At 72.5% G+C, this 23,048-nt stretch carries 21 protein-coding genes; 14 read left to right on the top strand and 7 right to left on the bottom strand.

Features of this window, described 5'->3' with window-relative positions:
* Positions 1-130 precede the first annotated feature (130 nt).
* The gene (locus tag ABD811_RS42170) at positions 131-1,201 is read left to right on the top strand and encodes a pentapeptide repeat-containing protein (protein ID WP_344959095.1); all 1,071 of its coding nucleotides are present in this window, start codon (positions 131-133) and stop codon (positions 1,199-1,201) included.
* Positions 1,202-1,754: 553 nt separating this feature from the next.
* The gene (locus ABD811_RS42165) at positions 1,755-2,570 is read left to right on the top strand and encodes a hypothetical protein (protein WP_344959093.1); all 816 of its coding nucleotides are present in this window, start codon (positions 1,755-1,757) and stop codon (positions 2,568-2,570) included.
* Between the two features lie 252 nt (positions 2,571-2,822).
* Here ABD811_RS42165 and ABD811_RS42160 read toward each other — a convergent pair whose 3' ends face one another.
* Positions 2,823-3,563 (bottom strand): SDR family NAD(P)-dependent oxidoreductase, encoded by a 741-nt coding sequence (locus tag ABD811_RS42160; protein WP_344959092.1) that lies wholly within the window; start codon positions 3,561-3,563, stop codon positions 2,823-2,825.
* Between the two features lie 160 nt (positions 3,564-3,723).
* Entirely contained in the window at positions 3,724-3,966 is a 243-nt protein-coding gene (locus ABD811_RS42155; RefSeq protein ID WP_344959091.1) for a hypothetical protein, read from the bottom strand.
* Positions 3,967-6,223: 2,257 nt separating this feature from the next.
* Here ABD811_RS42155 and ABD811_RS42150 point away from each other — a divergent pair.
* Positions 6,224-7,564, top strand: coding sequence for a hypothetical protein (locus ABD811_RS42150; RefSeq protein ID WP_344959088.1), 1,341 nt, complete (start codon positions 6,224-6,226; stop codon positions 7,562-7,564).
* A gap of 79 nt (positions 7,565-7,643) precedes the next feature.
* Here the strand turns inward: ABD811_RS42150 and ABD811_RS42145 are convergent, their stop codons facing one another.
* Positions 7,644-7,919: a hypothetical protein gene (locus tag ABD811_RS42145; protein ID WP_344959086.1), complete on the bottom strand. Its 276-nt coding sequence runs from the start codon at positions 7,917-7,919 to the stop codon at positions 7,644-7,646.
* Positions 7,920-8,632: 713 nt separating this feature from the next.
* Here ABD811_RS42145 and ABD811_RS42140 point away from each other — a divergent pair.
* The 8 genes from ABD811_RS42140 (at position 8,633) to ABD811_RS42105 (ending at position 13,477) form a co-directional block, all read left to right on the top strand.
* Positions 8,633-8,953, top strand: coding sequence for a hypothetical protein (locus ABD811_RS42140; protein WP_344959084.1), 321 nt, complete (start codon positions 8,633-8,635; stop codon positions 8,951-8,953).
* Between the two features lie 297 nt (positions 8,954-9,250).
* Positions 9,251-9,592 carry a hypothetical protein gene (locus tag ABD811_RS42135; protein ID WP_344959083.1) on the top strand — a complete coding sequence of 114 codons (342 nt, stop codon included), beginning with the start codon at positions 9,251-9,253 and terminating at the stop codon, positions 9,590-9,592.
* Positions 9,593-9,652: 60 nt separating this feature from the next.
* A complete protein-coding gene (locus ABD811_RS42130; RefSeq protein ID WP_344959081.1) occupies positions 9,653-9,898 on the top strand; it encodes a hypothetical protein in 246 nt (81 codons plus the stop codon).
* Positions 9,895-10,518 carry a hypothetical protein gene (locus ABD811_RS42125; protein WP_344959079.1) on the top strand — a complete coding sequence of 208 codons (624 nt, stop codon included), beginning with the start codon at positions 9,895-9,897 and terminating at the stop codon, positions 10,516-10,518. Before ABD811_RS42130 ends, ABD811_RS42125 begins: the two co-directional genes overlap by 4 nt.
* A 95-nt stretch (positions 10,519-10,613) precedes the next feature.
* The gene (locus tag ABD811_RS42120) at positions 10,614-11,813 is read left to right on the top strand and encodes a cytochrome P450 (protein WP_344959077.1); all 1,200 of its coding nucleotides are present in this window, start codon (positions 10,614-10,616) and stop codon (positions 11,811-11,813) included.
* 8 nt (positions 11,814-11,821) lie between these two features.
* The gene (locus ABD811_RS42115; RefSeq protein WP_344959075.1) at positions 11,822-12,019 is read left to right on the top strand and encodes a ferredoxin; all 198 of its coding nucleotides are present in this window, start codon (positions 11,822-11,824) and stop codon (positions 12,017-12,019) included.
* 64 nt (positions 12,020-12,083) lie between these two features.
* Positions 12,084-13,346, top strand: a complete 1,263-nt coding sequence (locus tag ABD811_RS42110) for a hypothetical protein (RefSeq protein ID WP_344959073.1) — start codon at positions 12,084-12,086, stop codon at positions 13,344-13,346.
* Positions 13,346-13,477, top strand: a complete 132-nt coding sequence (locus tag ABD811_RS42105; protein WP_344959072.1) for a hypothetical protein — start codon at positions 13,346-13,348, stop codon at positions 13,475-13,477. Before ABD811_RS42110 ends, ABD811_RS42105 begins: the two co-directional genes overlap by 1 nt.
* A 15-nt stretch (positions 13,478-13,492) precedes the next feature.
* On the opposite strand, the gene ABD811_RS42100 is transcribed toward ABD811_RS42105, so the two are convergent.
* The 3 genes from ABD811_RS42100 to ABD811_RS42090 all read right to left on the bottom strand — a co-directional run bounded on the left by ABD811_RS42100 (position 13,493) and on the right by ABD811_RS42090 (position 16,019).
* Positions 13,493-14,437, bottom strand: a complete 945-nt coding sequence (locus ABD811_RS42100; protein ID WP_344959071.1) for a CU044_5270 family protein — start codon at positions 14,435-14,437, stop codon at positions 13,493-13,495.
* Complete coding sequence (locus ABD811_RS42095) at positions 14,434-15,069, bottom strand: RNA polymerase sigma factor (protein WP_344959070.1); 636 nt, start codon at positions 15,067-15,069, stop codon at positions 14,434-14,436. Before ABD811_RS42095 ends, ABD811_RS42100 begins: the two co-directional genes overlap by 4 nt.
* A 101-nt stretch (positions 15,070-15,170) precedes the next feature.
* Positions 15,171-16,019, bottom strand: coding sequence for an NAD(P)-dependent oxidoreductase (locus tag ABD811_RS42090; protein ID WP_344959069.1), 849 nt, complete (start codon positions 16,017-16,019; stop codon positions 15,171-15,173).
* A 105-nt stretch (positions 16,020-16,124) separates the two neighbouring features.
* On the opposite strand from ABD811_RS42090, the gene ABD811_RS42085 reads away from it, so the two are divergent.
* The 3 genes from ABD811_RS42085 to ABD811_RS42075 all read left to right on the top strand — a co-directional run bounded on the left by ABD811_RS42085 (position 16,125) and on the right by ABD811_RS42075 (position 21,431).
* Positions 16,125-19,238 carry an AfsR/SARP family transcriptional regulator gene (locus tag ABD811_RS42085; RefSeq protein ID WP_344959067.1) on the top strand — a complete coding sequence of 1,038 codons (3,114 nt, stop codon included), beginning with the start codon at positions 16,125-16,127 and terminating at the stop codon, positions 19,236-19,238.
* Complete coding sequence (locus tag ABD811_RS42080; RefSeq protein ID WP_344959066.1) at positions 19,235-20,107, top strand: arylamine N-acetyltransferase family protein; 873 nt, start codon at positions 19,235-19,237, stop codon at positions 20,105-20,107. Before ABD811_RS42085 ends, ABD811_RS42080 begins: the two co-directional genes overlap by 4 nt.
* Before the next feature lie 67 nt (positions 20,108-20,174).
* Positions 20,175-21,431, top strand: a complete 1,257-nt coding sequence (locus ABD811_RS42075; RefSeq protein WP_344959064.1) for an erythromycin esterase family protein — start codon at positions 20,175-20,177, stop codon at positions 21,429-21,431.
* A 4-nt stretch (positions 21,432-21,435) separates the two neighbouring features.
* On the opposite strand, the gene ABD811_RS42070 is transcribed toward ABD811_RS42075, so the two are convergent.
* A partial coding sequence (locus ABD811_RS42070; RefSeq protein WP_344959062.1) for a LuxR C-terminal-related transcriptional regulator occupies positions 21,436-23,048 on the bottom strand: 1,613 nt, incomplete at its 5' end.

The raw sequence follows: 23,048 nt of genomic DNA, 5'->3' as shown, positions 1-23,048 counted from the left end.
CTGCTCCCGCTCCGGCGCGGGCAGAGTCACTCGACTGTGACTGATCTGGACTACGAACAGGCCCTAGTCACCAATCCGGCTTCGGCGGTGTGAGTTGATCCGCGGAGCGCGCCCGTACGTCCATAGGGGCATGACCGACCGCGATTCCGTCCCGCATCCGGTGGCCAGAGGTCGGCCGCGACGCACCCGGACACCTCAGCCGACCCCGCCGCCCCAGGAAGAACTCGACGCGCTCCCGGCCGACCGGCGGCTGGAACTGATGGACCTGACCCACCAGCGACGGCATCGCCGGTTCAACACCTGGATACTGGCCGCGGGCGTCCTGGCCACGGTCGGCACGCTGCTGGTGACCGCGCTGACGCTGCGCAGCGGGCAGGAGCAGCTCAACCTCGCCCGCGAAGGGCAGGTCACCGACCGCTACAGCAAGGCCGTCGAACAACTCGCCGCCGACAAGCGGGAGGTGCGCGCCGCCGCCGTCTACGCCCTGGAACGCATCGCCAAGGACTCCCCTCGCGACCGCCAGACCATCCGCGACGTCCTGGCGGCGTTCATCCGCGAACACGACCCCGACCCCACCGCCCAAGCCAAAGACCTCCCGGACGAACCCGACATCGACGTCGCCGCCGCCCTCACCGTCCTCGTCCGCCGCTCCACCGACCCCGAAGGCACCCCGCCACTCGACCTCCACAACACCCGCCTGAGCGGCGCGAATCTAAGCGACGCGAACCTGAAGGGCGTGAACCTGACGGGCGCAGATCTGAGTAACGCGAAGCTGACCGGCACAAAACTTCGCGACGCGAACCTGGACGGCGCGAAGCTGACGGGTGCAGATCTGAGCGACGCGGACCTGACCGGCGTGGACTTGGCTCGGGCGAACCTGACTCGCGCGAACCTGACGGGTGCAGATCTGAGCGACGCGGACCTGACCGGCGCGGACTTGGCTCGCGCGAACCTGACTCGCGCGAACCTGAGCGACGCCGACCTGACCGACGGGCACTTGAGTGATGCGTACCTGCACAGCACGCAACTGAGCCGCGCGTTCCTGACCGACGCAGATCTGACCGGCGCGTACATGGCCTTTGTACGCCTGATCGGCGCGGTGTGGTCGGAGGGGACCATCTGGCCCTCCGAATTGGACACCAGGTGGCTTCGTCAGTCGTCCGAGCGGGTCGGGACAAAGCATTGGCGGGTGGTCGACTAGTGCAGTCCGCGGGGCGCGATCGGCGGTTTGGACGCTCCATTCAGGCGGAACTCCTCTCAAAATCTCTGCGGTTTGAGAGACGGTTCTGACACGCCTGTGACCTCTCTCCGTCTTGGACCTGCCGGCCTGACCGGCCGGTCAGGCGACGCGCCTCTGGCACGGGTCCAGCCCAAGTAAGCCCTAAACCCACATTGGATGCGGGTGATGCCACGGGCGGCGAAGAACGCCCGAGCCCAGTGCCAGAATCCGCCCGGTGCCCAAATCGCCGACGGTGCAGCAGCCGATGCGTACCCTTCGCGAGCGGGCCGGCGCCGGGCGGGTGCCGGTGGGCTAGCAGGCCCCTGGTAGGCCATGGTGATCAGCCGCCTGCCTGCGCGGGTGCGGACGGTGCGGTTTCGGTTTGAGTTGGCGTCTCGGTGAGGCGACACGCGCCCGCCTCCATGGCGCGGTGACGGAGAGTGTTTGAGCCGGCCGATGGTGAGGTGAAGCACTGGTGGCCGCTTTCAGCCGATGGCCTTGCAGGGATCTCGTGTCCCGCGACTAGCCTGTGGCGATGACGGGCATTCCGGCTTTCGGCCTGCTGCTGATGCGGCTACTCGACCATCGACAGTCGGATATCAGTTCGCTGTCGCAGGTCGCCGGGGTCCCCGAAGACGAGTTGCGCAGCGTCGTCGACGGCCTGCGCCCCAGCCCGTCGCTGCTCCAGGCACTGGCTCCGGCACTGAATCTGCATGCGGCAGACCTCTTCGCCATGGCCGGTCGCGACGTGCCGGACGCACTGGCCCCGTTGGACGCGTCCGCCAGGCAGTACATCGATGACCTGGTGATCGATGCCATCTGCCTCCCGGCGGACCGGCGGTCCCAGCTGCGCCGGCTGGTTCGAGACCTCCCGCAGGAGCCGCGAAAGCGGTCCTTTGCGGCGTGGAAAGTGTTCGACCCGCACAAGGCGGGATTCGGGGCGGTGGTCGCGAACATGCTGTACGGCAACCGGAACCTCGGGTGGATGGAAGCGGCGAAGGCCCTCGCTTGTTGCTCCAACGGCCGCATGTACGTGTCCGCTTCCACGATCGTGCTGATAGCAAGGGGCCAGATCGAGCTGACTCCGGACAGGCTGGCCAACCTTGCAACCCTGCTCGATTTCCCTGCCGGAGATCTCGCTGCGATCACCGGTGTCGCCTTGCCTGACGGCTCTCCCCCCGAAGACCCCGCAGCAGCCGACGTGGCGGCGCTGCTGTGGGACGTCCGGCGCCTGACCGCTGCTCAGATGCGGCATGTCGGCGCTCAGGCCGCCGCCATGCGGCGGGCGATACCGGACGATGCCATCGATCGGGAGTTCTACGCGACAGGGCCCTACAGAACCTCTCGTTAGACGGCACAGAAGGCGCCGCGTTCGCTGCTTCGCAGCGGCCCGTAGACGTTGATCGTCCTGTCGCCAGGCCGGCGACCGGCCGCCGACCGCTCGTCATCAGGACCGCGATCGCTTACGACCACCGCGGGGTGGCCGCTATCCACGGGCAGTGGTGCATGGGACATATGGCAACCGGGTGTCTTCCGGTTGTGCGTGGACGGGGCGTCCGGGCGGGGTGGGTTTTGCCGCCGTGGGACGCCCCGTCCGGGGGTGTCAGACCGTCCAGCCGCCGTCGACGTTGATCGACGCGCCGGTGATGTAGGCGCCGCTGTCACCGGACAGGTGGGCGACAGTGGCGGCGACCTCGTCCGGCGTGGCGTACCGGTTCAGGGCGGTGAAGCTCTGGAAGGTCTCCGCGTTCGGGCCGTCGGCGGGGTTGGCGTCGGTGTCGGTCGGGCCGGGGTGGACCACGTTGGCGGTGATGCCGCGCGGCCCGAGGTCACGGGCGAGCCCCTTGGTCATGCCGATGAGCGCGGTCTTGCTCATCGCGTACAGGGCGAACCCGGGGAACACCGTCCGTTCGGCCACGTTGCTGCCGATGCTGATGATGCGGCCGCCGTCGGTCATGTGACGCGCCGCCGCCTGCGCGGCGACGAACGGCGCCCGCACGTTCACCGCGAGCGTGCGGTCGATGTCCTCCGCCCCCAGTTCCTCCAGGGAGCCGACGAGGAAGACACCGGCGTTGTTCACCAGGATGTCGAGCCTGCCGAACGTCGCGGCGGTCTCGTCCACCGCGGCGGTGACCGCCCCGGTGTCCGCGCTGTCGGCCTGGATCGCCAGCGCCCGGCGACCGATTCCCTTGATCTTGTCGACCACCGCGTCGGCGCGTTCGGTGTTGCGTTCGTATGTGAGGGCCACGTCGGCACCGTCCTGGGCCAGCCGCAGCGCCACCGCCGCGCCGATGCCCCGGCTGCCGCCGGTGACCAGGGCCACCTTGCCTTCGATCTCGTTCATGACAACGAGCATGATCGTTCGCCGCCGCGGACGCTGGCGGAAATGCGACATGAGGTTTTCGCCGCGCCGTCGAAGAGCCCTACCTGCGGCGCCCCCACGGCGAGGACTACACCCGCCACGCCGCCAGGGTCGGCCGTTTCCTGGTCGAGACGGGCGGTCGTCAGGGTTCCCAGATGACCGCCCCGGTCTTCTCCTCGCGCCAGGCTCGTGCGACCGCGCCCAGGTCGACGTAGACGGGGCGTCCGGACGGGCTGAGCTCCACCCGCCGGACGACACCCCGCGTCCCGTTCTCGGCCGTCCGCAGGGCTTCGGTCACGTGGCCGATCGCGGCTGCCCTGCTGTCAGTGACACCGCACAGGCCGTCCGGCGAGCTGAGGTCCCAGGCGTACAGCTCGACCATCACGCCCCTATCAGCAGCAACCGTCGCCAGAATCCGCCGCGCCGCCCACGCGGCACCCTCGCCGGACGCCGCCGCGCTCCCGGCCGCGCCTTCCGTTGACGCGCCACGTCCCGTCCCCCCAGACGCCCTGCGGCCAGGTGCCCCGCCCCCTGCCACGTTGGTGAACGCCCCTCGCCCTGCCCCGCCACCCCCGAAAAGGCCCGGCCCGACCCGCCGGCCACGGTTTGACCCAGCGCACCTGACACTGTCTGCCCCGGCACGCCGGACACGGCCCCGCCCGCCACACCGCCCCTAGCTTCATTCGGCCCCCTCCCGCCCGGCCCACCAGACAGGCTCGGGCCCGCCTCGCCGTACCCGGCTTGGTATGGCACGGCAGCCAGGGCCCAGTCCGGCTGGCCGGACACGCCCCCGTCCGGCGCTCCGGACACCCCTCGGCCCGGAGCCACAGACGCGGCCTGGCTGTGTCCGGCGGGTATGACCTGGCTGGACACGGCGGACATTGCTTGGCCGAACACACCGACCACCGTTTCGCTCGGTACTTGTCGGTCCGGCGCACCGGGCACGCTCGGGCCCGGCACGCCGCACACCGCCCGCTCCGGCACACCGGGCAAGGACGAGCCCGGCCCGGCGGACACGGACCCTCGTGGCACACCGGACACGCCCAGGCCTGAGGCACCGGACACCGCTTCACGCGGCATGCTTCGGCCCGCCTCGCCGTGCACCGCCCGACCCCGCACGTCGGGCAGGGGCGGGCTTGGCATGGGACCCGGGTGCCAGTGCGGCTGGCCAGACACGCCCCCGTCCAGCGCTCCGGATACGCCCCGGCCCCCAGACGCAGACGCGGTCTGGCTCTGTCCGGCGGGCATGAACTGGCTGGGCGCGGGGGACATGGGTTGGCCAGACACGCCGGCCGCTGTTTCGCTCGGCATGCTTCGGTGCGGCACACCGGATATAGCCCGGTCCGGCACGCCAGACAGGCTCGGGCCCGGCACGGCAGGCGGGGGCCGGTGCGGCTGACCGGACACGCCACGGTCTGGAGTCGCAGACGCGGCCTGGGTCTGTCCGGCGGGCATGAATCGGCTGGGCACGGGGGACATGGGTTGGCCAGGCACACCGGCCGCCGCTTCGCTCGGCACGCTTCGGCCCGCCTTGCCATGCACCGCCCGATCCGGCACGCCGGGCACGGTTTCGTTCGGCATGCCTCGGCTCGGCTTGCCGGATACGGGCCGGTCCGGCGCGTCGGGCGGGGGCGGGCCTGGCATGGGAGCCGGGGGCCGGTGCGGCTGGCCGGGCACGCCCCCGTCCAGCGCTCCGGATACGCCACGGCCTGGAGCGGTAGGTGCGGCCTGGGTCTGTCTGGCGGGCATGAACTGGCTGGGCGCGGGGGACGTGGGGTGGCCAGGCACGCCGGCCGCTGTTTCGCTCGGCATGCTTCGGTGCGGCACACCGGATACAGCCCGGTTCGGCACGTTGGGGAGGCTCGGGGGCGGCGCGGCGGGTGGGGGGCGGTGTGGTTGGTCGGATACGCCGCGGTCTGGAGCGGTAGATGGGGGCGGGGCCTGTCCGGCGGGCATGGGTTGGGCGGGCGCATTAGGCGCTGTCCGGTGCTGTGCGGGGGGCATGGGCCAATTCGGTGTGGGGGGCGTGGCTGGGGTGTGTGTGGCCGTGTGCGCGTGGTGTGGGGTGGCCACGTCGAAAGCGGGGGGTTGGGGTTTGTACGACGCGGTGGCGTTCGGGCCAGGAGTATGGCGGGGTGGGATTAAGCGTCCATTGGGGTGACCCTGCGCGGGCCCGTTCGGCGCCGGGGGGTGTGGCGGCTGGTGGTGTGACGGTGGGGTGGGGCCGATAGGACGCGGGTAAAGGGCAGCGGTGAGGTACTCGGTGAATTCCTCGAAGGACGAGCCTTCGATCAGGCGGTAGCCATTCGCGTCCTGGATCATCGCCCAGAAGTTGCCGGTGTACGCGCCGTGCCACAGGCAGACGCCGGGAAATCGGCGGCGCAACTCGGCGAGCGCCCGGTCGATGTCCACATTGAAGATCGATCCTTGCGTGTCGCTCATGGGCGGGCCTCTTCCGGTGGTGATGGGTTGGTCTGGCCGCGCGCGGCCGGCACCGGGGGGCCAGGTCACCGGCCGCGCGCGTCGGCCAATATTCGTGAGCCGCACGCCCGCTCGACCAGCACCGGTTATCGTCGGTTGAAAGGCGTTAACGGAGGGTGAGCGACGGGGCCGCCCACCACATGGCATCTATGGGGGTGATCATGGACGACCGGCCCGGAAACGTCACCACGATGATCTGCATGCAGATATACGCGCGCGTGTTCTCCCATCTCGCGCGCATCAACGACCGTCCGAACAAGGCGATCGCCCGTGCCGCGGATTGCACCGAGGCGTACATCTCCATGATCAGGAAGGGGGAGCGACTCCCCACCCTGGAAACGACCCGGGCCCTCGACCTGTCGATCAACGGTCATGGCTGCTTGTTCGAGGTCCGACGCCTGATCGAACAGCTCCAGGAGGAAATCACCACGAGTGGGCGTAACGTGAAATCACGTCCCACAGCCTCCGGTAAGGAGCAAGGCCCTGTGAAACGACGCGATCTCCTGCAGGACGGGGTGAAGGTCACCGCCGGTGCCACCGTCGCGCCCGTTCTGGCGGCCCTCACCCAGGCCTGGCAGATCTCCGAACCCAAGCTTCCGGGCGCGAGCGTCTCCCAGGCGATGATCGACGACTGGGAGGACGCGGCGCTCTTCTACGGTCAGCGGGCGCGGCAGGAGCCGCCCGCCGCGATCCTGGAGGTGCTCGCCGTCGAGTTCAGCTCGATCGCCCCGCATCTGGCCCGCGAACAACCAGAGGAAGTGCGAAAGGGCCTCACCCATGCCGCCGCGCGGCACGCGATGTTGATCGGCGGGAAGCTTCTGGATCTCGGAGACCGCAGGGAGTCCCGCCGGTGGTGGTTCAAGACGCGGGCCCTGAGCGACGAGTCGGGGGACGACATGCTCGCCTCCTGGGTGCGCAGCCGCGAGGCGCTCTACCGGATAGGCGACCGATCCGACGACCTCTCCGCGGTGCTGGCGGTCGCACAGGAGGCACGGCGACTGGCGGGAGATCGTCCCAGTGCCCCACTCGCCTCCGCCCTGGGCGCCGAGGCCATGATCCTTGCTCGGATGGGGCGCATCGATGGAGCGATCATCGCGCTCCGGCAGGCCGAGACGGCGTTCGAGCGAATGCCCTCCAGCTCGGTGCTCGATCGTAACTGGGCCCAGCGTGAAGAGGGCCTGTGGTTCGACAAGAGCCTGATCTACACGCTGGCGGGTGACGTCAAGCGCGCCACCGAGGCCCAAGACACGCTGATCAGCGGCCAGGGCTTCGAGGACAAGCTTTCCTCCACGAGCGCCCGGCTCCACCGAGCGGCGGTTGAGGCGCGCAGCGATCCCAAGACCGGCATGGAAGAAGCCATGCGCATCATCGACGACATTCCGCCCCAGCAGCGGCGGACGCGCTACCTGACGGCCGCACGGATGGTGCTGGAGGTCGCGCCCGAGAAGGCGTGGGCGCTTCCGGTGGCGAAGGAACTGCGGGAGCTCACCGCAGGCGCCTGACGCTGGGCACCGTGCTCGCCCCGCCCACCGCCGGATCGCTGCGTCTGTTCGTGTCCTGGGCGGCCGTCGCGGTGCTTGGTCAGTAGTAGTCCTCGGCGGCGACGAGGACGGACTCGAAGTACAGCGGCATGCCGTCTGTGTCCATGGGGACCTCGTGACCGGCCGTGCGGGTGAAGGCGAGGGTCAGCCCGGAGACCCTCGGATACTCGTCGTCGGCGTCCTGGACGTCGTGGCCCTGTTCGGAGAGGCGGGCCAGCAGGACGCGGGCGGGAGTGCGGAAGACGTCCACGCCGTCGAGGAGGACGTGCGCGTCGGCGTCTTCGTTGTGGAAGCGCCACACTTCGATGGCGGTCACCGTCCTCCCGTCCTCGATGTGCACCACAAAGCCCAGTTCACCGGCGTCAGGCGGCTGGACATAGAGTTTCGGGGGTCGGTCGGGGATATGCGGAGGCACGGCCGGCAACGGGCCGATGACCTTCACTTCACCCCACTCCGCGCACGCGGCGACCGCCGTGTCCATCGCCATTCCGATGGACACGGGAGCGATTCCGTGGGGTGGATTCGGGACGACTTGCATATGACCACTAAATAGCGATTCCGCCTCGCGCGGTGCGGCCTTTGCGAGGACGCGATGTCGGCCGACAGTACCGGGGCCTCATCTACGGTTGCGCACCGCCACGAGGCCCCGCCCGCGCGGCCTCGCCACCTGGCGCGCCCGGCAGGTGCGGTCTTCTCGCCCGGCTGCGCGTCCGGCTTCGACGAAAAACCCTTGTCGTCCGATGGGGCTGGGACGAGAAACAGTCAATGATCTACACTTCGGTCATTTCCAAAGTGGGACATTCCGCGCTTTTCATGCTATGCGACCGACGGGCGGCAAGGATGTCGCCAAGCGACAGATGTGTTCGTCGTTCGGTCGCATGAGTTTCGGGGCGGCGGGTTATCTCTAGCTGTGCTCTGCGTCTCGCAGGCAAGAGAGCGATCTAGGAGGCTCAGATGATGAAACGACTCGCCGCAGCCGGTATCGCGTCCGCCGCCGTGGGTGGTCTTCTGTTGACGGCGCCTACCGCCATGGCGAGCCCCGCCGTCGGCAGCGTGTCCGCCATGGCGGGCTCGTGCGACCACGACCGCGACCACGACCACGACCGCGACCACGGCCGCAAGCATCACGACGGTTTCCGGGACCATCACAAGAAGGGCCACTGGAACGGCTTCCGGAAGGGCCCCTGGGACGACCGCATGGGCCACCACAAGGAATGCCGCAAGGACGACCACGACGAAGACCACAAGGGACGCCACAAGGACGACCACGACGAAGACCACAAGGGACGCCACAAGGACGACCACAAGGAACACCACAAGGACGGCCACAAGCACGACTGGAACGACTGACAGGGGGCGCTCCTGAGGTAGCGATTGATCGCGGCAACCGTTACATGGCCCGCCCGCCCGCGTCGCGGCAGGATGGGCGCCGGGACAGGGGCCGTAGGTCTTCGGCCCCTGCCCCTCGGCTGTTGGCCGGGGCGGCCGGGTCGAAGGGAACCGTCGCCGCCGTGCGGATCGGACTGGCCCGGCCCCTCTGGACGATGAACGCCTTCAGGCCCGGCAGATACGATGACGCGTTCTCTCGAGATCAGAGACAATGCCGTGGGCGGCGAACGCGTATCGCGGCGAAGGGCCGGAGGGACGATGGCGGACGGTGTACGAGCGCGGCAGGAGGCGCCGAGCAGGAACACTGCGGCGAAGTGGAGCCTGTACGCCGGCGGTGGGGGTGTCTGCTGCCTGATCCTGCCCTTCCTCGTTCCGCCGTTCGCCGTCGCCTACATGTGCATGGCGTTCCTGCTCGGCCTGGCCGCCATCGTCACGGGGCATCTCGGCCGGTCCCGGGGACGTCGGCTGGGCGGGGACGGGCGCGGCAGGGCGCTGGTGGGGATTCTGCTCGGCTGGCTCGTCGTGATCGTCTGTGTGGTGGTGGTCGCCGTCCTGGCGGGGATCACGGCCGTGCTCGCCGTCATCGTCGACAGCCTGTAGCCCTCCAGGGCATGTCAAGGATTCCTTGACGCGGCGGTCTCGTCAAGGAATCCTTGACGCATGGAACAGGACACGTGGAAGCTCGTGTGGCCGTCCGTGTTCGTCTTCCCGGCGCTGATCCTCATGCTGCTGTTCGTGCGGGACTCGCCGGTCCTGCTCGCCGTCGCGGCCTGCATCGTCCTGGCGGCGGTCGGCGCGGTGGCGTACCGGGCGGTGACCCTCGCCGGCGGCGGACAGGCGGACGCGGCCCGGCTGGACGAGCTGGAACCCTTCCCGGCCGGCGACGTGCGGGGGGAGCGCCCGTGACGTCGGAACGGCTGGACGAGCAGGAGGCCGCGGCCCTGCGCGATGCCATCGAGGAGGCGGTGCTGGCCGCCGGGGCGCAGGTCCGCGACGACGACCCGGACGACCATCTGCGGCTGGTGGCGGCGGCCAGGGTCGCCGCCGAGGAGACCAGCCGGATGCTGCGCCAGTCCATCAACGGTGCCCGTGCCGCCGGGCACAGCTGGGAGGACGTCGGCCGGGTGCTGGGCGTGAGCCGTCAGGCCGCGCAGCAGCGGTTCGGCACCCCGGCCCGCGGGGCGTCCGGGGCGACCGGGGTGCGCAAGGAGCTGCGTCCGGTCACCGCGTTCAACGAGATGCAGGCGCTGGAGGCGGAGGGCCGCCGGGGCTGGCACTCGGTCGACTACGGTCCCTTCTTCCATCTCGTGGAGGCGTCCCCCCACCAGTGGGAGCACCGCAGGTTCTGGTGGCCGTCGCGGAAGCGCCGCCGCCGGATGGAAGAGGCGGGATGGCAGCTCATCACGCCGTCGAACTTCGACTCGCCCTGGGTCTACTACAAGCGTCCCGTCGACAGGCCCGCCGGGTCATCTGGCGATGAGACGACCGCAGGTCAGGCCCGCGATCTGTCCCGAAAAACCGGCTAAAGCATCGTCACGGTGAGGCAAGGATTCCTGGGACGCAACGGAATGCGGCGATACGTTGTACGGAGAAGCGATACGTCGTACAAAGGCGGTGCGCCATGACCGACGTCACCTATCCGATCGCACGCCGACGCCCGCTCGACCCGCCGGACGAGGCCACCGCGCTGGCCGGGCGGGCGCCCATGCACCGCATGACCTTCGCCGACGGCCATCGCGGCTGGCTGGTGACCGGTCACACGGCCGCCCGCGCGGTGCTGGCCGACCCCCGGTTCAGCAACCGCCCCGAGCACATGCACCCGCCGGTGCCGGGCCGCCTGGAGCTGCTGAAGAAGCAGGACGACCCGCGGTTCGCGGTGCCGCCCGGGTTCTTCATCCGCATGGACCCGCCCGACCACACCCGCTTCCGCAAGCTGCTGACCGGCCAGTTCACCGTCCGGCGGATGAGGCGGCTGGAACCGCGGATCGAGGAGATCACCCGCGGGTTCCTGGACGCCATGCAGGCCGCCGGGCCGACCGCCGACCTGGTGCAGCAGTTCGCGCTGCCCCTGCCGTCCATGGTGATCTGCGAGCTGCTCGGCGTCCCCTACGAGGACCGGGGCCGGTTCCAGGACGACAGCCGGGAGCTGCTCAGCCTGGACATCTCGGCCGACGAGGTGCTCGCCGCGATGCACAGGGTGCTGTCCTTCATGGGCGAGCTGGTGCGGCGCAAGCGGGTCGAGCCCGGCGACGACCTGCTCAGCGGCCTGGTCGAGACGGGCGAGCTGAAGGACGACGAGCTGACCGGCGTGGCGATGCTGCTGCTGATCGCCGGGCACGAGACGACCGCCAACATGCTCGGCCTGGGCACGTACGCGCTGCTCACCCGCCCCGACCAGCTCGCGGTGCTGCGCGACGACCCGGCGGCGGTCGACGGCGCCGTCGAGGAGCTGCTGCGGTATCTGTCGATCGTGCACATCGGCCCGATACGGACCGCGCTGGAGGACATCGAGATCGACGGCCGGTTGATCAGGGCGGGCGAGGCCGTCGCCATCGACGTGCCCGTGGTCAACCGCGACCCGTCCCGCTTCCCCGACCCCGACCGGCTCGACCTCACCCGCGACGCGACCGGGCACCTGGCGTTCGGGCACGGCGTGCACCAGTGCCTCGGCCAGCAGCTCGCGCGCGCCGAGATGCGCGTCGGCTACCCGGCGCTGCTGCGGCGCTTCCCGACGCTGCGCCTGGCGGTTCCGCCGGAGGAGGTGCCGATGCGCTCCGACATGACGATCTACGGGGTGCACCGCCTCCCCGTCACGTGGTAGGGGGAAGCATGAAGGTCACAGCGGATCGGAACGTGTGCATCGCCGCGGGCAACTGCGTGCTGACGGCCCCGGACGTCTTCGACCAGGACGAGGACGAGGGCACCGTGGTGCTCCTGCAGGACGAGCCGTCCGAGGAGCTGCAGGAGGCCGTCCGCCGCGCCGTCACCCTCTGCCCGTCCGGCGCCATCGCGATCGCCGAACCCTGACGCCCGGCCGGGCCTCCCGGCGGGGACGGGCGCGGCGTCGGGGGGATCGTCTAGGTTGCTGCGCATGCCGCTGAACGACGCGCTGCGCACGCGGATGGACGAGCCGGACTTCTGGCCGCTGTACTTCTTCGAGGACGAGCCCGACGAGCCGGACGACGAGGACGAGGACGACGACGAGGAGCCGGAGGACGAGCACCGGGCGGAGTTCGGCCTCGGCGATGGGCTGTCACTCGACCTCGACCTCGATCTCGCCACCGGGTATTTCAGCCTCGGGCTCACCGCCCCCGGCCTGGCCGAACCCGTCGAGCTGGGCTGGGACGACCAGGCGCACTTCCACCCGCACGTGCTGCGCTGGGCCGAGCTGGACCTGCTGGGCCGGGCGATGGCGCTGCGCGATCCGGAGCTGCGGCATCCCGGGCCGCTGCTGGCGCTGCTGCTGCGGTTCGCCTTCCTTGACGAGCGCGACGACCCCGACACGATCGCGCCGCTGGTCGACGCGGCGTTCCGCCTGGTGCGGCCCCAGGACGGCGACGACGGCGGCGGCGTCCGGTCCGAGACGCGCGACTGGTACGAGCTGCGCAACCTGAGCGACGCGGGCCTGCGGTGGACGACCACGCCCGGCGGTCATCCCGCCGTCGCCCAGGACGACCGCGTCGACGCCGACGCCCTGCTCTATTCGCTGCGCTCCCCCGACAACGAGGAGTTCCCGTTCGCCGAATGGGCCGCGCTCACCGAACGTGCCGAGCAGATCGTCACCGACGCCGCGAGCGCCGCCCTGCTGAGCGTCCCGGACGTGCGCGACGCCCTCGAACGCTGCACCGCCCCGCGCGGGCACCGGCATGTGGCCGCGCTCGCCGAGGCGTTGCGCGCCGCCGGGTGCGTGCACCCCGTCCTGCTGCGCGCGTTCGAGGAGCCGGTGAGCAGGGCGGAGTCGTGCTGGGCGGTGGAGGTGCTGGCCGGGATGCCCCAGGGGACGCTGGTCAAGCGGTGGTTCGGGCGCAGCCCCCTCGCCGACGCCCGGTCCTGGAACCTGGCCCTCACCATCGATCACGAGGGCCGCTCCGACCCGTCCGTGAAGCTGGCCGAGGAACTGCACGACGCGCTCCAGCGGGCCGGGCTCGGCGGGGCGGAGATCGGCGGCGGCACCGCCCGCCAGACCTCCGACGGCGGCTCCCAGTGGGTGTCGACGCGCCTCGACGTGCAGGTGCGCGACGACCTGGAAGGCGGCGTCGCGCTGATCCGCGAGGCGCTGCGCCGGCACGACGCGACCGACATCGCGAGCCTGCGGCACTCGGCGGCGCCCTACGAGCCCGTCCCCCTGCACTGATGGGACCCGCCGGTCTCACACCCGCCGAACGCCGCGTGCGGCGCGCGTTCCCCGAAGGGGAGATGGTGCTGGGGTGGGTGCCGGGCACGACGATCGTCGCGGGCGGCACCCGGGCCGTCAGCCGCCGGTGAGGGCGCCGCACACGGCTACGCGGGCGGCGTGTCCGTCCACTCCGCGACGATGGTGACGCCGTCCTCGGAAGTGACCCGTGCCCCGTCGGCGGTGACGAAGTGGTTGGTGTTCCGTACCCGGGAGGTCGTCGGGTCGACGACCAGCCTGGCCTGCCCGTGGTCCGTGGTGATCAGCAGGCCCTGCCCGCCCTTCACCGGTCCCAGGCTCTTGACCTTGGGGGACGCGGCGATCGCCCGGAAGGCGGCGGCGCGGACCTTCGGCGGGGCGGGCAGCTGGGAGACCAGCGAGACGAGCCCGTCGAAGACGATCTGTTCGCGCATGGCCGCGTCCGGCCGTCCCGCGCCGGTCCTGACGTCACTGCTCTCGACGTTCCTGGTGAGCCATGCCCGCAGCGCCTCGGGTTCGGTCGGCAGCGTTCGCAGTTGCTCGAAGCTCACGTTCTCGCCGCCGAAGCGGAACGGGCTGGGGTGGGTGAACACCGTGACGTCGCTCCGGGTCTTCGTCCCCCTCGACCAGGTCCTGCCGTCGCTGCGCGTCCAGGTCTCCCACCACAGGCCGTCGCCGCCCCCTTCGACCACCTTGACGTGCCAGTACTTGCCCGTGCCCTCGGGCGCCCGCTCCGCCGTGGTGGCGGCCACCAGCAGGATCTGCCGGCCGGACGGCGAGGCGGCGGCCGGCGGCGACTGGCGCGGCGGTTCCGGCGAGCCGCCGCTCGCGACGACCACGGCGGTGGCCGTGGCGGCGACGGCGGTCAACGCCGCGGCCAGCAGGGCGGGCCGCCGCCACGGCGCGCGGCGCGGCTCCCGCCGGTCCTTCAGGTCCTGCTCGATCTGGCCCATCACGAACTCCTGGAGTTGCCGGTGACGGTCGCTCGGCAGGTCCCGCTCCGCGGGCCCGGGCAGCAGCCGGGCCAGTTCCTCACGGTCGTCCGGACCGTGCTGAATCGGGGTTGCGTTCATCGGGTGTCCTCCTGAGCGGACCGGACCGCGTTCTCGCGGTCGCCATCTTCCTGTCCGTGACCGGCCTGCGGTTCCCGGTCCGCGGGAAGCGGCTGGAGCTTCCCGGCGGCGACGAGCCTGCCGAGCTTGCGACGCGCCCTGGACAGCCTTGAGCGCACCGTGCCGACCGGCACGCCGAGGGCTTCGGCCGCCTCCGCGTAGTCGAGCCCCGCCCACACGCACAGCGCCAGCACCTCCCGCTCGGGTGCGCGCAGCGCCGCCAGCGCCGCGCGCACCCGGGCCAGGCGGGCGCGGTCGTCGATCCGGGAGGTGAGCTCGTCGGCGAAGTCCGGCACCGCCTGCCCGCGCGGCATCCGCGCCAGCGCCCCGTCATGCCGCCGCGCGGCCCGGCGCAGGTTGCGCGCGATGTTGGAGGTGATGCCGAGCAGCCACGGCCGCAGCGACCCGCCGTCGGGATCCACCCTGTCGCGCAGCCGCCATGCCTCCAGGAAGGTCAGCGACACCGCGTCCTCCGCCGCCGACCAGTCGCCCATCAGGCGGAAGGCATGGTTGTAGACGCTGCGAGCATGCTCGTCGAACAGCTCGCGGAACGCCTCCGGATCCCCGGCGCGGACCCGGGCACGCAGTCTCATCTCCACACGCGGGATCTGTCCGTCGGCGGCATCGGGTTCCTGTGACTCACCTCACTCCTACCAGTACGCGGACACGGGACAGCGACGCGGTCAGCCGGTGATCAGGGCTTTTCGGCGGTCTTGAGGGCGCTGTCCAGGTCGCGGCGGAACAGGTCCAGGTACGCCTCGGCGACGCCGGTGTCGACCCCGGCGTCCTTGAAGGTGTGGACGATCTGCGCCATGTCCGCCACCCGGACCGCGAGGATGCCCTCGTCGTGCGGCACGCCGCCGTCGATCTGCTCGGTGAGGTGGCCGACGAATCCCATGGGCCCGTCGCCGGCCAGGTCGGTGAGCATCTTCGTGACGAACGGCCGCAGGTCCTTGGCGGCCAGGCCCGCCGACCGCAGCAGCGCGGCGGACTGGCCGTAGCCGGTCAGGATCGTCCAGAACAGGTTGAGCAGCGCCTTGTAGTAGATCATCGCGAGGCCGTGGTCGGCGCCGACGTAGGCGACCTCGCTGAGCTCGGCGAGCGTGGCACGGTGCCGTTCCAGGGCGGCCTCGGGGCCGCTGTAGAAGGTGTAGGAGCCGGGCTGTCCGATGCCGGGCGGCGGCACCATGATGCCGCCGGCCACCAGTTCGGCCCCGTGCGCCGACGCCCATGCGGCGGCCCGGCGCAGCTCCGCCGGGGTGTCGGCGCTGAGGTTGGCCAGCACCTTGCCGCGCAGGGCGGAGGTGTCGCCGGCCAGGGAGTCGTACATGGCCTGGTAGTCGATCTGGGAGATCACCACCAGGTCGGACGCGGCAACGGCGGCGGCGGCCGAGCCGGTCAGGGTGGCGCCCTTGGCCACCAGCGGGTCGGCCTTGCTCGCCGTGCGGTTCCAGACGGTGACGGGGTGGCCGTTGCGCAGGAGGACCTCGGCCATCACCGAGCCCATGGCGCCCAGTCCGATCACGGTCACGGGTGCGGACATCGCGATTCCCTTCGTGGTCATGTCGTCGGTGCGGCCCAGCGTGGACGGGGGCGCTTCGGATCGGCTACGGGTCAGCTACGGGCGGGGGCGGATTACCCTGACACGGTGCGTTTCGGGGTGCTCGGTCCGCTGGCGGTCTGGACGGACGCCGGTGAGCCGGTGCGCGTGCCCGAGGCGAAGGTGCGGGCGCTGCTGGCCGATCTGCTGGTGACGCCGGGACGGCCGGTGCCCGCCGACCGTCTCGTCGACGACCTGTGGGGGGACCGGCCCCCGCGCAACCCGTCCGGCACGCTGCAGGCGCGGGTCTCCCAGCTGCGCAAGGTGCTGGAGGACGCCGAGCCCGGGGGCCGCGAGCTGGTGGTGTTCGGGCCGTCCGGCTACACGTTGCGGGTGGACGACGGCGCCGTGGACGCGGGCCGGTTCTCCGCGCTCGCCGCGCGGGCACGGCAGGCGGCCGACCCGCACGCCAAGGTCGGCCTGCTCACCGACGCGCTGGCGCTGTGGCGCGGGCCCGCGTTCGCCGACGTCGCCGACGCCCCGTTCGCGCGGTCGGCGATCGCCCGGCTGGAGGACGAACGGCTGGCCGCGCTGGAGGAGCAGGCCGAGGCGCGGCTCGACCTGGGCGACCACGTACGGCTCGCCGCCGACCTGGCGGACGCGGTGGCCCGCCACCCCCTGCGGGAACGGCTGCGCGCCGCGCACCTGCTGGCGCTGTACCGGGCGGGACGCCAGGGCGACGCGCTGGCCGGATACGAGGAACTGCGAAGGCGGCTCGCCGAGGAGCTGGGCGTGGACCCGTCGCCGGAACTGGCGGGCCTGCACCAGGCGATGCTGCGGCAGTCGCCGTCGCTGGCGCCCGTCCGCAGGCGCACGAACCTGCCCGCCGCGCCGCTGGGCGACCTGGTGGGCCGGGAGAGCGCCGTCGCCGGCACTCGCGCGCTGGTGGCGGCGCACCGGCTCGTCACGCTGACCGGGCCGGGCGGCGTCGGCAAGACCCGCCTGGCGCTGGAGGCGGCCGCGCGGGCGGCGGACGACTTCCCCGACGGCGTGTGGCTGGCCGAACTGGCGCCGCTGCCCCGCACCGCCACCGCCGACGAGGTCGCCGACGTCCTCACCGCCGTGCTGGGCGTGTGCGACGACCCCGGCCCGGACGTGCCGCCCGAACGGCGGCTCGCCGAGGCGGTGCGCGCCCGGGAGGCCCTGCTCGTCCTGGACAACTGCGAGCACGTGGTCGAACCCGTCGCCGCGCTCGTCGGCCGCCTGCTGGAGGGCGCGCCGAAGCTGCGCGTGCTGGCCACCAGCCGCGAACCGCTCGGGCTGTCCGGGGAGCGGCTGTTCGTGGTGCCGCCGCTGGACGAGCCGAGCGCGGTGCGGCTGTTCGCCGAACGCGCCGCCGCCACGGCCCCCGGCTTCGCGCTGGACGCCGGGAACCGGTCCGCCGTCACGACGATCTGCCGTCGCCTGGACGGGCTGCCGCTCGCGCTGGAACTGGCCGCCACCCGGGTCCGGGCGCTCGGCGTGCAGGAGCTGGCCGCGCGGCTGGACGACCGGTTCCGGCTGCTGGCGGCGGGTCCGCGCGACGCGCCCGCCCGGCAGCGCACCCTCCGCGCGGTGATCGACTGGAGCTGGGAGCCGCTCACGGAGGCCGAACGGCTCGTGCTGCGGCGGCTGGCCGTGCACGCCGACGGCTGCACGCTGGAGGCGGCCGAGGAGGTCTGCGCGGAGGACGGCGTGGACGTGCTGGACGTCCTGCCCCGCCTGGTGGACCGTTCGCTGGTCGTCGTCGCGCCCGGCCCCCGGTACCGGCTGCTGGAGTCGGTCACCGCGTACTGCCGGGAACGGCTGCGCGACGCCGGGGAGGACGAGCGGATCCGGCGGCGGCACGTCACGTACTACACCCGGCTCGCCGAGCGGGCGGCGCCGCGGCTGCGCGGGCGCGGGCAGCGCGCATGGCTGGAGCGGCTCGACCGCGAGAGCGCCAACCTGCGCGTCGCGCTCGACCACGCGGGCGGCGACGACGCGCTGCGGCTGGTGAACGCGCTGACCTGGTACTGGTTCCTGCGCAGCCGGTTCGGCGAGGCGCGGCGCAGCCTGGCGCTGGCGCTGTCCAAGGGTGGCGGCCCGGCGGTCGCGCGGGCCGACGCCGAGACGTGGCTGACCGGGATGACGCTGGTCTCGCACGGGTGGACGGTCGCCGAGGAGGCGATCGGCGCCGCGCTGAAGCCCTACGACGATCTGGACGCGCCGCCGGCCCGCGCCCGCGCCGCCTGGTTCCTCTCCTTCGTCTTCTGGGGGTACGGCGACCACGCCCGGCACCGGCAGCGGGTGGACGAGGCGCTGGCCGTCTTCCGCGCGCACGGCGACCGGTGGGGCGAGGCGGCGGCGCTGAGCACCCGCGCCAAGCTGGCGATCGGCCGCGGCGACCTGGCGGGGCTGCGCCGCGACGCCGAGCACAGCCTGCGCGTCTTCACCGAGCTGGGCGACGAGTGGGGACGGCTGGAGGCCACCCACGCCCTCACCCACCGGGCCGAGATCACCGGCGACTACGCCGAGGCCGAGCGGCTGATCCGCGAGGCCCTGCCGCTCGCCGAGGACCTGGGCATGTGGAGCGAGGTGTCGTTCCGGCTGTCGGCGCTGGGCCGGATCATGCTGCTGACCGGCGACCTGACGCGGGCCCGGGAGCTGCACGAACGGGCCCTGCGCCTGGCGGTGGACCGGTCGGCCAAGGCGGCACAGGAGTTCGCCGAGATCGGGCTCGGCCTGGTGGCGCGCCGCGCGGGCGACCTGGACGCGGCCGAGGCGCACCTGCGCGCGCCGCTGGAGTGGCTGCGGGGCGTCGGCGGGACGCCGGGCGTCGCGCTCGTCATGGCCCAGCTCGGCTACATCGCCGAGGCGCGCGGCGACGCCGCCACCGCCCTGGCCCGCCATCGGGAGGGGTACGAGGCGGCCCTGTCCCTCGGCGACCCGCGCGCCATCGCGCTCGCGCTGGAAGGGCTCGCCGGGGCGCACTCGCTGGCGGGCGAGCACGCGCACGCGGCCCGGCTGCTCGGCGCGGCCGCCACCGCGCGCGAGGCCGTCGGCACACCGCTGCCGCCCGCCGAACGCGGCGACGTCGACCGCGCCACCGCCCGCTGCCGCGCCGCCCTCGGCGCGGCAGCCTTCGCCGCCGAGTTCTCCCGCGGGAATCTCGGCCACGCGGCGGAGGTTTCCCGAGCATGACGTTCTCGCCCGGCTGGGACGGCGACGCCCTCGACGTGGACGCCTACCTGCGACGCCTCGGATTCGACGGCGCACCGTCCCCCACCCTCGCCACGTTGCGCGCCCTGCACCGCGCGCACGTCACGTCCATCCCGTTCGAGAACCTGGAGATCATGCTCCGCCGGGCGGTGCCCCTCGACATCCCCGCCCTGCAGGACAAGATGGTGTACGGGCGGCGCGGCGGCTACTGCTTCGAGCACAACCGGCTGTTCGCGGCGGCGCTGGAGCGGCTCGGCTTCCGCTTCACCGCGCTGATCGGGCGCGTCACGATGGGCGCGGAGAACAAGATCCGGCCCGCCACGCACGCGCTGCTGCGCGTGGAGACCGACGACGACGACCGCGTCTGGCTGTGCGACGTGGGGTTCGGCGCCGGGCCGCTGGAACCGCTGGAGTTCACCGACGGCGCCGCCTCCACCCAGGGCGACGGCTGGCGCTACCGGCTGGAACGGCTCGGCCCCGTCGACGAGCGCGTGCCGCACGTGGCGCTGTGGACGCTCTACCAGGCGCCCGCCCCGGGGATGGCGGACGGCTGGGTCGACCGGCACAACTTCACCGAGAACCCGGCGTTCCCGATCGACTACGAGGTGGCCAACCACTACGTCTCCACGCACCCGCGTTCGCCGTTCACCAGCCGCCCGTTCGCGCAGCGCTACACCGCCGGCGCGCACCACGTGCTGGACGGCCTGACGCTGACCACGTCCCGCCCGGACGGCTCGGCCGACAAGCGCGAGCTGAGCCCGGGCGAGCTGACGGACGCGCTGGCGGACGTGTTCGGCATCGTCCTGCACGAGGCCGACGCCGCCCGCCTGACGGCGTCGCTTTCCAGGTAACCGGGGTCCGGGCGACCGGTCGGGTGACAGATGCCCGGCCGCCGGCCGCGTTCCTAGCGTCGGGGGCATGGACATCAACGATCGCGCGACGGTACTGAGGTGGATCGACGAGAACGCCCGTCCGCTCGCGGCACACGACCCGGACGCCCCGCCCGCCGACCTGGAACCGCTGCGCGACGTGGCCCGTGACGCCACCGTCGTGGCGATGGGCACGGCCACGCGCGGCGCGCACGAGGTGTTCGTGCTGCTGCATCGCGCCCTGCGGTTCCTGGTCGGGGAGATGGGGTTCCGCACGCTCGCCATCGAGGAGGACTGGACACAGAGCGTCCGCATCGACGAATGGCTGCGGACGGGGACGGGCGACCCGCGCGAGCTGCTGGGCGAAAGCTGGCTGCCGTGGCAGACGCGGGAGATGCTCGACACGCTGCTCTGGCTGCGCGCGTACAACGAACGGCATCCCGACGACCCGGTGCGCCTGCTGGGCGTCGACATCACCGCCACGCGAGCGCTCGCCTACGACACCGTCACCGAATACGTGCGGCGCACCGCCCCCGACCGGCTCGCCGAGCTGCGCGACCTGTACGCCCCGCTCCGCCCGGCGGACGACGGGAACATCGACGAGCACGTCGGCAGGTACCGGCGGACGGCCGACAAGCGTCCGCTGATCGAACGCGCCGAACGCGCGCACCTGCTGGTGGACGGCCTGGACGGCGGCGAAGGGCACGCGCTGGCCGTCCGGCACGCGGCCGCGATCGTGGACTTCCACGTCTTCCACTCGTTCTCGCATCCGATCACCGACAGCCTGGCCCATGTCGAGCGGCGCATGGCCGACAACCTCGTGTGGTGGCACGAGCACACCGGCACGAAGATCGTCCACTGGGGCGGGCTGGCGCACACCGCCGTGGGCGACCCCATCGGAAACCATGGCGCGAGCCGCCGCAACACCGGCGCGCACCTGCGCGACCGCTTCGGCGACGGGTACGTGTCGGTCGCCGTGACGATCGACCACGGCGCGGTGCACGGGGGCGTGCCCGTCCCGTCGCCGCCGGAGACGTTCGCCGACGCGCCGCTGGGCGCCGCCGCACCCGCGCACTACCTGCTGGACCTGCGCTCCCCGGCTCCGGAGGCGGTGCGGACATGGCTGGAGACACCCGGCAAAGTGCGCACGATCGGGCCGGCCTACCGTCCAGAGAGCGACGCCGACCACCACTCGGCCGGCGCGGTGCTGCGCGCGTGGTTCGACGCGGTGATCCACTCGCAGGAGGTCACGCCCGTGCACGCGTTGCCGGTGGGCGCGCGCGCCGTCACCCGGGCCCGCTGGTAGCGGCTCAGCCGAGGTCGAGGCGGGCCAGCTCGGCGCGGGACGCGACACCCAGCTTCGGATACGCCTTGTAGAGGTGGTAGCCGACCGTGCGGGGGCTGAGGAACAGCCGGGCGCCGATCTCCCGGTTGCTCAGCCCGGTCGCGGCCAGCCGCACGACCTGCAGCTCCTGCGGGGTGAGGCGGGCGAGCAGGTCGGCGTGCTCGTCGGGGGCGGCGCCGGTCAGGCTCTCCCCGGCGGCGCGCAGCTCGCCGCGGGCGCGTTCGGCCCACGGCGCGGCGCCCAGCCGTTCGAACGTCTCCAGGGCGGCGTGCAGCCGGGCCCGCGCGTCGTTGCGGCGCCGCGCGCGACGCAACCACTCCCCGTACAGCAGCTCGGTGCGGGCCCGCTCGAACGGCGGACCGCCCTGGCGGTGCAGCTCGACGGCCTCGGCGAACGTCTTTCCGGCCTGCTCCTCGGGTTCCAGCAGCGCCCGGCAGCGCAGGGCGACCGCATGCGCCCACGGCCGTCCGACCTGCGCGGCCCAGTCGGCGTACCAGGCGGCGGCGTCGCGGCCGTCCTCGGGACGTCCCGCGCGCACGGCCGCCTCCACCAGGTCGGGCAAGCTGGCGATGGCGCCCTGCCGGTACGGCCCGGACACCACGCCGAGCAGCCGGTTCAGCGCCGCCTCGTACCGGCCGAGCCCCAGGTCGAGCAGGCTCAGCGCGCCCGCCGCGTGCACCACGCCGGGCGCCACGCCGCGTTCCAGCGGCTCGGCGGCCAGCTCCGCGCAGCGCTCCTCGTCGCCCTCGATCGCCGCGAGCAGCGCCAGCACGGTCTTGTGGTAGACGCGGTGGCGGTGCTGGCCGGTGTCCTCGGCGATGCGCATCCCCTCGGTGGCGGCGCCCAGCGCGTCGCGATGCCGGCCGAGCTGCAGGTGCGTGCGCGCCAGCAGCGGCAGCACGGTGGACAGCAGCCCGATGGCGCCCTGGTCGCGCAGCCGCTCGGCCAGCCCGGCGGCGGCCTCGTGGGCGCCTTCGACGTCGCCGAGCAGCAGGCGCAGCCAGGCGGCGCGGGTGACCTCGCGCGGGCCGATGCACGGGCCCATGCCGTCGAGGAGTTCGCGTCCGGCGCGCGCGCCGTCGGCCACGCGGCCCTCGGTGAACGCGTTCTGGCCCGCATACATCCTGGCCAGGGCGCGGGCCAGGTGCGCGTTGGGCAGCCCCAGATCCTCGGCCCGTTCGACGGCCCGTTCCAGCGCGGCGAAGTCGCCCGCGTTGGCGGCCGCGGACGCGGCCTGGAACAGCAGGTATCCGGCGAGGTCGGGCGCGGTGCCCGCGACGGTGTCGGCGGTGTCGCTGAACAGCCGGTACGCCTCGGCGGTGCGGTCCTGCTCGTCGGCCAGGACGCCGCGCAGCCGCACCAGGTCGGCGCGCAGGACCGGGTCGGACGTCTCGGCGGCGGCGCGGTCGGCCAGGGCGGTCGCCTGCTCGGCCAGGCCCGCGTCGGCGGCGGCCTGCGCGGCGGCGGCCATGCGCCGGACGCGGTCGGCGCGGTCCGGGCTGAGGTCGGCCGCGCGTTCCAGCATCGCCGCGATCGACGCCGACCCGCTCACCGCGTCGGCGGCGGGCGAGGCGCCCG

It is taken from the genome of Actinomadura miaoliensis, assembly GCF_039536785.1.
Lineage (GTDB): Bacteria > Actinomycetota > Actinomycetes > Streptosporangiales > Streptosporangiaceae > Spirillospora > Spirillospora miaoliensis.
Note: the sequence above shows the minus strand (reverse complement) of the source record. Positions and strands in the feature narration are given on the sequence as shown.